Raw genomic sequence first — 8,232 nt, 5'->3', positions numbered from 1 at the left:
GATGCGAGGCGAGGTTCGGCGCGCGCCCGCAGCGCACGAGCGCGCGAAGACACATGCGGAACCGAAGGGCGCGAGGACGTACGCCGAAGATCGCCCGCCGATCGCGACCGCAGCCAGCGGCGATGCGCTACCGCCTTCTAGAGATCGACCGGCACGCGCTCCACGAGGCGCATCCCGCGCAGGTCGATCGCGCCGCGATAGGCGAGCACCTCGACGCCGGCGGCGACGGCGTCGCGCAGGGCACGACCGTACTCGGGGTCGACGTGGTCGGCCGGGCGCAGTCGCTGCGCGTCACTCCGCGCGCACGAAAACAGCAGGACCGCGCGGTCGCCGGCCGCCGCGGCGTCTGCCAGCTCGCGCGCGTGGCGGGCGCCGCGGGCGGTGACCGCGTCGGGAAACGCGACGACGCCCGGGCCGACGGCGAGCGTCGCACTCTTGACCTCGACCCAGCACGGCGCCCCGCCGCCCTCGAGCCGCAGGTCGAAGCGGCTCCCGTTGCGCCGCACCTCTCGCCGCAGCGTCCGGTAGCCCGCCAGTTCGCGCACGACGGCGCGCTCGATCGCCTCGGCGACGAGATCGTTGGCGCGCACCGGGTTGACGCACACCAGCGCGCCGTCGACCTCGACGAGTTCCCACGTGTAGCGCAGCTTGCGCGCCGGGTTGTCCGCTCGACTGAGCCACACGCGCGCGCCCGGCGGGCTGCACGTCGCCATCGACCCGGGGTTGGCGCAGTGCGCGACGACGACCTGTCCGTCGCACAGCTCGACGTCGGCCAGAAACCGCTTGTACCGCCGCAGAAGGCGCCCCTCGATGAGTGGGCCGAACTCCACCCGCGGCTTCTACCACGCCCACGCGGTGGCACACTATGCGCATGACCTTCGCGTTTCGATCCCGCCGCTCGCCGGTGTACGCGACCGGTGGCGCGGTCGCGACGAGCCAGCCGCTCGCGACGGAAGCCGGGGTGTGGACGCTCCGGCGCGGCGGGAACGCGGCCGACGCGGCGCTCGCCGCCGCCGCGGTCCTCGCGGTCACGGAACCGACGAGTTGCGGCATCGGCGGCGACTGCTTCGCGCTGTACTACGAGGCGGCCACGGCGAAGGTGTGCGCGCTCAACGGCTCGGGCCGCGCGCCGGCGGGCCTGTCCGTCGACGCGGTGCGCGCCGCGGGCCTCACGGCGTTGCCGCCGTATCATGCGCTCACGGTCACGGTGCCGGGTGCGGTCGCGGCGTGGGCCGACCTGTCGACTCGCTTCGGCACGCGGCCGCTCGGCGACGTGTTCGCGCCGGCGATCCGCCTCGCGGACGAGGGATTCCCGGTCGCGCCGATCACCGCGTACTTCTGGGCGCTCGAAGCCGAACACAAGCTGCGATCGTCGCCGGGCGGCCATCAATTGTTGCTCGGAGGACGCGCACCGGCCGCGGGCGAACGCATCCGCAACGGCGCGCTCGCCGACGTGCTCCGCCGCATCGCCGCCGGCGGCCCCGACGCGTTTTACCGGGGGCCGATCGCGGCGGCCATCGCCCGCGCGGTGCGCGACGCGGGCGGCGTACTGGGCGAAGAGGACCTCGCGGACCACCGATCCGCGTGGGTCGATCCGATCGCGACGCGGTACCGCGACGTGGTCGTGCACGAGTGTCCGCCGAACGGCCAGGGGCTGGTCGCGTTGCTGGCGCTCAACATCCTGCGACACCGCGGCGTCGCGGATCTCGAGCCGCTGGGAGCCGACCGATTGCACGAGGTGATCGAAGCGTTGCGCCTCGCGTTTGCGGACGCGCGGGCGTGCGTGGCCGATCCCGATGTTGCATCGGCACCGATCGCCGAGCTGCTCGACGATGCGTACGCCCGCGCGCGGGCCGCGCAGATCGACCGCGCGCGCGCCACGGTCGACGTGCAGGCGGGCTCACCGATCGGCGGCTCGGACACCGTGTACCTGGCCGCGGTCGACGGCGACGGCAATGCCTGTTCGCTGATTTTCAGCAACTACATGGGCTTCGGCACCGGCATCGTGCCCGATCGGCTGGGGTTCTCGCTGCAGAACCGCGGGCACGGGTTTTCGCTCGATCCGACCCACCCGAACGCGCTCGCCCCCGGCAAGCGCCCCTACCACACGATCATCCCGGCGATGGCCACGCGCGCCGGCGACGGCTCGCTGTATGCGTGCTTCGGCGTGATGGGCGGATTCATGCAGCCGCAGGGGCACGTTCAGGTGCTGCTCGCGCTCGTCGACGACGGCGACGATCCGCAGGCGGCGCTCGATCGGCCCCGCGTGTGCGTGCGCGGCGGCGACGCGGCCGGCGCCGTCGCCGTCGAGGACGGCATCGCGCCGGACGTGGTCGCGGAGCTGGCGCGGCGCGGCCACGACGTGCAAGTGGTCGCCGGACACCAGCGCGCGCTGTTCGGCCGCGGCCAGGTCATCGTCTTCGACCCCGACGGCGACGTGCTGTGCGCGGGCAGCGATCCGCGGGCGGACGGCTGCGCGCTCGGCCTGTAACCGTCGCGGCGCGCGCCCGCGGCCGCGCGCTACAGATCCCGCGCGATCACGTCGCGCAGCGCGTCGGGCGCGTCGACGTGCAGCCAATGCCCCGCCGCCTCGATCACGTCCACGGTGGCGCGCAGGGTGTGCATGCGCGCGCGCGACGCCGCGCTCACCACGTCGGACTGACCGCCGAGGACGAAGTGGAGCGCGGCGCGCGCCGCGATCCGGTCCGCCGCCGGCCACAGGTCCGCCGCGTAGTAGCTCGCGAGCAGCCCGCGCACGGCGGCGATGTCGAGCCGCAACCGGTACGCATCGCCGTCGGGCACGACGTTCATGGCGAGCCACTGGGCGAGGCCGCGATCGAGGCCGCGGTCGACCAACGCGCGGACGAAATCGGCGCGCGACGGCATGCGCCGCGGCAGCGCGGCGAGGTGGTCGAGCACGCGCGCAGGACCGGCCGGCCGCGCCAGTCCGTCGGGATCCGGCGCCGGATCGGCGTCGAGCACCCACACGCGCGCGATCGGGCGCTGGTCCGCCGTGCTCAGCGCGACCTTGCCGCCGAACGAGTGCCCGGCGACGCCGCCGACCGGCGCGCCGTCGCGGTCGAGGAGGTCGACCAGCGCGACCACGTCGCCGGCCGCGGCGGCGAGCGTGTGCGGCCCCGGCGCGTCCTGCGACTGCCCGTGCATGCGCAAGTCGACGAGCACCGCCCCCCAGTCGGGCCGGCGGTCGACGAGCCGGCGCGCGAACGTGCGCCAGTTGGCGCCGGACCCGAGGATGCCGTGCAAGAACACCAGCCACGCGCCCGGGGACGCGCCCGCCGCGGCGATCCGCTCGTGATGCGGAACGAACATCGGGCCATTATCGACGCGATGCGGCGTCGCGCAAGCTGCCGCAACCTGGTGACCGGCGCGCGCAGCGGCGCGGCGCGCCGCCCGTGCGCTACGCTGGCGCCATGCCGCTTTCCGGCTTCCACCCGATCGTGCGTGCGTGGTTCGAATCGACCTTTCGCGAACCGACCGCGCCGCAGCGCGACGGGTGGCCCGCGATCGCCTCGGGCCGGGATACGCTCATCGCCGCGCCGACGGGCTCCGGCAAGACGCTCGCCGCGTTTTTGTGGTGCATCGACCAGCTCGTCGTCCGCGGCGCGCGCGGGCCGCTGCCGGACGCGACCCAGGTGCTGTACGTTTCGCCGCTCAAGGCGCTCGGCAACGACGTGCACCGCAACCTCGACGGCCCCCTCGCCGGGATCGCGGAGGCCGCCCGGCGCGCGGGCATCGACCTGTCGGCGATCCGCACGGCGGTCCGCACCGGCGACACGCCGCCGACCGACCGCGCCAAAATGGCGCGCCGGCCGCCGCACATTCTCATCACGACGCCCGAATCGTTGTACATCCTGCTTACCGCCGAGCGAAGCCGCGCTGCGCTGCGGTCGGTGCGCACCGTGATCGTCGACGAGATCCATGCGGTCGCCGGCGACAAACGCGGCGCGCACCTCGCGCTATCGCTCGAGCGGCTCGAGTGGCTCGCCGACGAACGGCCCGTTCGCATCGGCCTGTCCGCGACGCAACGGCCAATCGACGAGATCGCGCGGCTGCTAGTCGGCACCGGCCGGCCGCCGCCCGTCGTCGTCGACGCCGGCCAGCGCCGCGATCTGGACCTGGCGATCGAGGTAACCGACGACGAACTCGGCGCGGTCGCGACGACGGAACAGACCGGGCGCATCTACGACCGCGTGGCCGAGCTGGTGGCGCAGCACGGCACGACCCTCGTGTTCGTCAACACGCGCCGGCTCGTCGAACGAGTCGCCCATGCGCTCGCCGAGCGGCTCGGCGCAGACCAGGTGGTCGCGCACCACGGCAGCCTGTCTCGCAAGACCCGCCTCATCGCCGAACAGCGGCTCAAGCGCGGGCAGGTACGGTGTGCGGTGGCGACCGCGTCGCTCGAACTCGGCATCGACGTCGGCGCGGTCGACCTCGTCGTACAGATCGGGTCGCCGCGGACGATCGCGACCCTGGTCCAGCGCATCGGACGCTCCGGCCACTGCCTCGGCGCGACCCCGAAGGGGCGGCTGTTCGCGCTCACCCGCGATCAGCTCGTCGAGTGCGCCGCGCTGGTGCGGGCCGTCCGCGCCGGTCAGCTCGACCGCGTCCACCTGCGGCCGGCGCCGCGCGACGTGCTCGCACAGCAGATCGTCGCGGCGGTCGCGTGCGAACCGTGGGACGAGACGGAGCTGTGGCGCGCGGTACGCCGCGCCTACCCGTACCGCGACCTGTCGCGCGACACGTTCGACGCGGTGGTCGACATGCTGTCGGAAGGGGTCGCGCTGCGCCGAGGCCGCAGCGCCGCGCACCTGCACCGCGACCGCGTCAACGGGCGACTGCGCGCGCGGCGGGGAGCGCGGCTGGCGGCGATCACGTCGGGCGGCGCGATCCCCGACAACGCGAACTACGCCGTCGTGCAGCTGCCGGAGGAGACGCCGGTGGGCACCGTCGACGAGGACTTCGCGATCGAGAGCCTGCCCGGCGACGTGTTCTTGCTCGGCAACACGTCGTGGCGCGTGCGGCGCGTCGCCGGCGGCAAGGTCTACGTCGAGGATGCCGCGGGCGCCGCGCCGTCGGTACCGTTCTGGTTCGGCGAGGCGCCGGCGCGCACGGCGGAGCTGTCCGCCGAGGTCGCGGCGGTCCGGCGCGACGTGCAGCAGCGGCTCGACCGCGGCGACGCGCCCGACGCGATCGCCGCGTGGCTGGCCGATGGCGCGTCGATGTCGCGCGCGGCGGCGCGCCAGCTCGTCGATTACCTCGCCGCATCCCGGGCGGCGCTCGGCGAGCTGCCGACGGGCGACACGATCGTCGCCGAGCGGTTCTTCGACGAGGCCGGCGGCATGCAACTCGTGCTGCACGCGCCGGTCGGCGTTCGCATCAACAAGGCGTGGGGCCTCGCCCTCCGCAAAAAATTCTGCCGCAACTTCAACTTCGAGCTGCAGGCGGCGGCGACCGACGACGGCGTGGTGATCTCACTCGGCCCGATGCACAGCTTTCCGCTCGACGCCGTGTTCGACTTCGTTCATCCCGACGCGGCGCGCGAGACGCTGATCCAGGCGGTGCTGCAAGCGCCGCTGTTCGGCACGCGCTGGCGGTGGAACGCGACGCGCGCGCTCGCCGTGCTGCGCCGCGCGGGCGGCAAGAAGGTGCCGCCCTACCTGCTGCGCATGCGATCCGACGATCTGCTGGCCGCCGTGTTTCCCGACGCGCAGGCGTGCCAGGACAACCTCGTCGGGCCGCGCCGCGTTCCCGACCACCCGCTCGTCGCCGAGACGCTGGACGATTGCCTGACCGAGGCGATGGACGTCGACGGACTCGATCGACTGTTGCGCGCGATTCGCGCCGGCGAGGTGCGCGCGGTCGCGCGCGACACGCCGGAGCCGTCGCCGCTGTCGCACGAGCTGCTCAACGCCAACCCGTACGCATTCCTCGACGACGCGCCGCTGGAGGAGCGGCGCACGCGCGCCGTGAGCCTGCGCCGCGGGCTCGCGGCCGACGTGGCGGACGACCTCGGCCGGCTCGACCCGGACGCGATCGCCGAAGTCGCGGACCAGGCCGCGCCGGTCGTACGCGACGCCGACGAGCTGCACGACGCGCTGCTGAGCGCCGGCTGGCTCGCGGAGCCGCCGCGCGACCGCGGATGGCACGCGTGGTTCGACGCGCTCGCGGCGGACGGCCGCGCCGCGCGCCTGCGGCGTGGCGACCGCGCGGTTTGGGTCGCCGCCGAGCGGCTCGCGTTGGCGCGCGCGCTGGCGCCCGGCGCCTCGGTCGAGCCGGACCTTCACCCGCCGTTCGCGGTCGCCGCCGTCAGCGCCGAGGAAGCGGCTGTCGCCATCGTGCGCGGTCACCTCGAGTGCGGCGGGCCGACCACGGCTCGTGCGCTCGCGCGCCAGACGCTGCTGCCGCCCGCAGCGGTCGACGCGGCGCTGGCCGCGCTGGAAGCGGAGGGCGCGGTGCTGCGCGGGCAGTTCACCGAACGATCGGGCGACGTGCAGTGGTGCGATCGCCGCATCCTTGCCCGCATTCATCGGTTGACGCTGCACCGGTTGCGGCGCGAGGTGGAGCCGGTGTCGGCGGCGGACTTCATGCGGTTTCTGTTCCGCTGGCAGCACGTGGCCGACGGGACGCGATTGACCGGCGTCGCGGGCACTGCGGCGGTCGTCGACCAGCTGCAGGGCTTCGAGGCGGCCGCGGCGGCGTGGGAGCGGGAGATCCTGCCGGCGCGGGTGCGCGGCTATCGACCGGAGTGGATCGATCGGCTGTGTTGGTCGGGCGAGATCGCGTGGGGCCGGCTCAGCGCGCGGGCACCTGCGCGCCGGCCGGCGGCGCCGACGCGCGCGGCGCCGATCGCGGTCGTCAGTCGCAACGCGCTCGACTGGCTGCTGCGGGCGGCGGGTGCGCGCGGGCAGGCGGACGCCGGGGCGGTGACGGCGGCCGCCGCCGACGTGCTCGCCTGGTTGCGCGCGCGCGGAGCGAGCTTCGCGCCGGAGATCGCCGCGGGGACGGGCCGCCTGCCGGCGGAGGTGGAGGATGCGCTGTGGGAGTTGGTCGCGACCGGCCGCGCCACGGCCGACGGGTTCGCGGGCCTGCGCGCGCTGCTCGACCGAAGCGGGCGCGGACGTCGGCCCGCGTACCGGCGCGGCGGCCGCGCTCGGTTCGCGCGCCGGACGGCCCCCGAGGGGCGATGGGCGCTGCTGCCCGACCCGAGCGCGACGCCCGCGACGGAATCGGCGGATGCCGGCGCGGTCGACGCGTTCGCCCGCCAACTGCTCGCGCGCTACGGCGTCGTGTTCCGCGACTTGCTGGCGCGCGAGACGCTGGCGCCGGCGTGGCGCGACCTCGTCGGCGTGCTGCGGCGGCTCGAGGCGCGCGGCGAGCTGCGCGGGGGCCGCTTCGTCGGCGGCTTCGCGGGCGAGCAGTACGCGTTGCCCGAAGCGGTGGACGCGCTGCGCGCGGTGCGGCGCGACCGCGGCGAGTCCCGCGAGGAGGAGTTCGTTCGCGTCGCCGCGACCGACCCGCTCAATCTCGTCGGCATCACCAGCCCCGGGCCGCGCGTCGCGGCGGTGCTGGGCAATGCCGTGCTGTATCGCGACGGCGTCCCGGTGGCGTCGACCGAGGCCGGCGAGCTCGTCGTCCGGCGGCCGCTCGGCGACGGAGTGCGCGTCGATCGCCGCCTGCGCGTCCAGCGCGCCGCGAGCTGACCGCGGCGCGGGTAGAGTCGCGCGACCGAACTCGCCCCCCTGCGGACAAGTGGCGCGACGTGACGGCGAGCGCGCGGCGGGACGCCGGACCGGGGGCCGTCGCCGAACACCGCACACCACATGTTATGTCCCTGAACCGTCATGCTGCGTCGCGCCCCAGTTCCTTCGGCCCACCCAGCGCGTTGCGCGAGTTGCCATGGCCCTCGCCTGACGCGCACGGCATTCGGGGATAGACCCTAGCGCGGTGCGGGACCGCGCGCGGAGGACGCGGAATGAAACGTGCGGACAAGGCGGCGCGCATCGGCGCCGTGCTCGACGAGCTGTACCCGGACCCGGTCGGGCCGCTGTGCGAACGCGACGGCGACGCGTATCGGCTGCTGATCAAGGTGGTGCTGTCGGCGCAGTGCACCGACGCGCGCGTCAACGCGGTCGCGCCGGCGCTGTTTGCGCGGGCGGCCACGCCGGAGGCGATGGCGCGGCTGCCGGCGCCGACGATCGAGCGGCTCATCCG

General features: G+C 74.8%; 5 protein-coding genes. 3 read left to right on the top strand and 2 right to left on the bottom strand.

All coding sequences use genetic code 11. The annotated features are described in order from the left end of the window. Positions 1 to 137 precede the first annotated feature (137 nt). Positions 138 to 830 carry a DNA/RNA nuclease SfsA gene (sfsA, locus tag D6689_04145; GenBank protein RMH43807.1) on the bottom strand — a complete coding sequence of 231 codons (693 nt, stop codon included), beginning with the start codon at positions 828 to 830 and terminating at the stop codon, positions 138 to 140. Positions 831 to 865: 35 nt separating this feature from the next. Here sfsA and D6689_04140 point away from each other — a divergent pair, with 35 nt between their 5' ends. Further along, positions 866 to 2,491 (top strand): gamma-glutamyltransferase family protein, encoded by a 1,626-nt coding sequence (locus D6689_04140; GenBank protein RMH43806.1) that lies wholly within the window; start codon positions 866 to 868, stop codon positions 2,489 to 2,491. Positions 2,492 to 2,520: 29 nt separating this feature from the next. Here the strand turns inward: D6689_04140 and D6689_04135 are convergent, their stop codons facing one another. After that, on the bottom strand, positions 2,521 to 3,330 hold the full coding sequence (locus tag D6689_04135; protein ID RMH43805.1) for an alpha/beta hydrolase: 810 nt from the start codon (positions 3,328 to 3,330) through the stop codon (positions 2,521 to 2,523). Positions 3,331 to 3,431: 101 nt separating this feature from the next. On the opposite strand from D6689_04135, the gene D6689_04130 reads away from it, so the two are divergent. Together D6689_04130 and D6689_04125 are read left to right on the top strand one after the other, a co-directional pair. Beyond that, the gene (locus tag D6689_04130; GenBank protein ID RMH43804.1) at positions 3,432 to 7,721 is read left to right on the top strand and encodes a DEAD/DEAH box helicase; all 4,290 of its coding nucleotides are present in this window, start codon (positions 3,432 to 3,434) and stop codon (positions 7,719 to 7,721) included. Positions 7,722 to 7,993: 272 nt separating this feature from the next. Continuing rightward, positions 7,994 to 8,232: endonuclease III (locus D6689_04125; protein ID RMH43803.1), on the top strand; the 239-nt coding region annotated here is incomplete at its 3' end.

This window comes from Deltaproteobacteria bacterium, from assembly GCA_003696105.1.
Classification (GTDB): Bacteria; Myxococcota_A; Polyangia; order Haliangiales; family J016; genus J016.
This window is presented reverse-complemented; position numbering and strand designations above follow the sequence as displayed.

What these genes read in the sequence shown, in the direction of transcription:
- D6689_04140 (RMH43806.1), top strand. Translation starts at nt 866, where the DNA reads ATGCGCATGACCTTCGCGTTTCGATCCCGCCGCTCGCCGGTGTACGCG.
- D6689_04135 (RMH43805.1), bottom strand. Translation starts at nt 3,330, where the DNA reads ATGTTCGTTCCGCATCACGAGCGGATCGCCGCGGCGGGCGCGTCCCCG.
- D6689_04130 (RMH43804.1), top strand. Translation starts at nt 3,432, where the DNA reads ATGCCGCTTTCCGGCTTCCACCCGATCGTGCGTGCGTGGTTCGAATCG.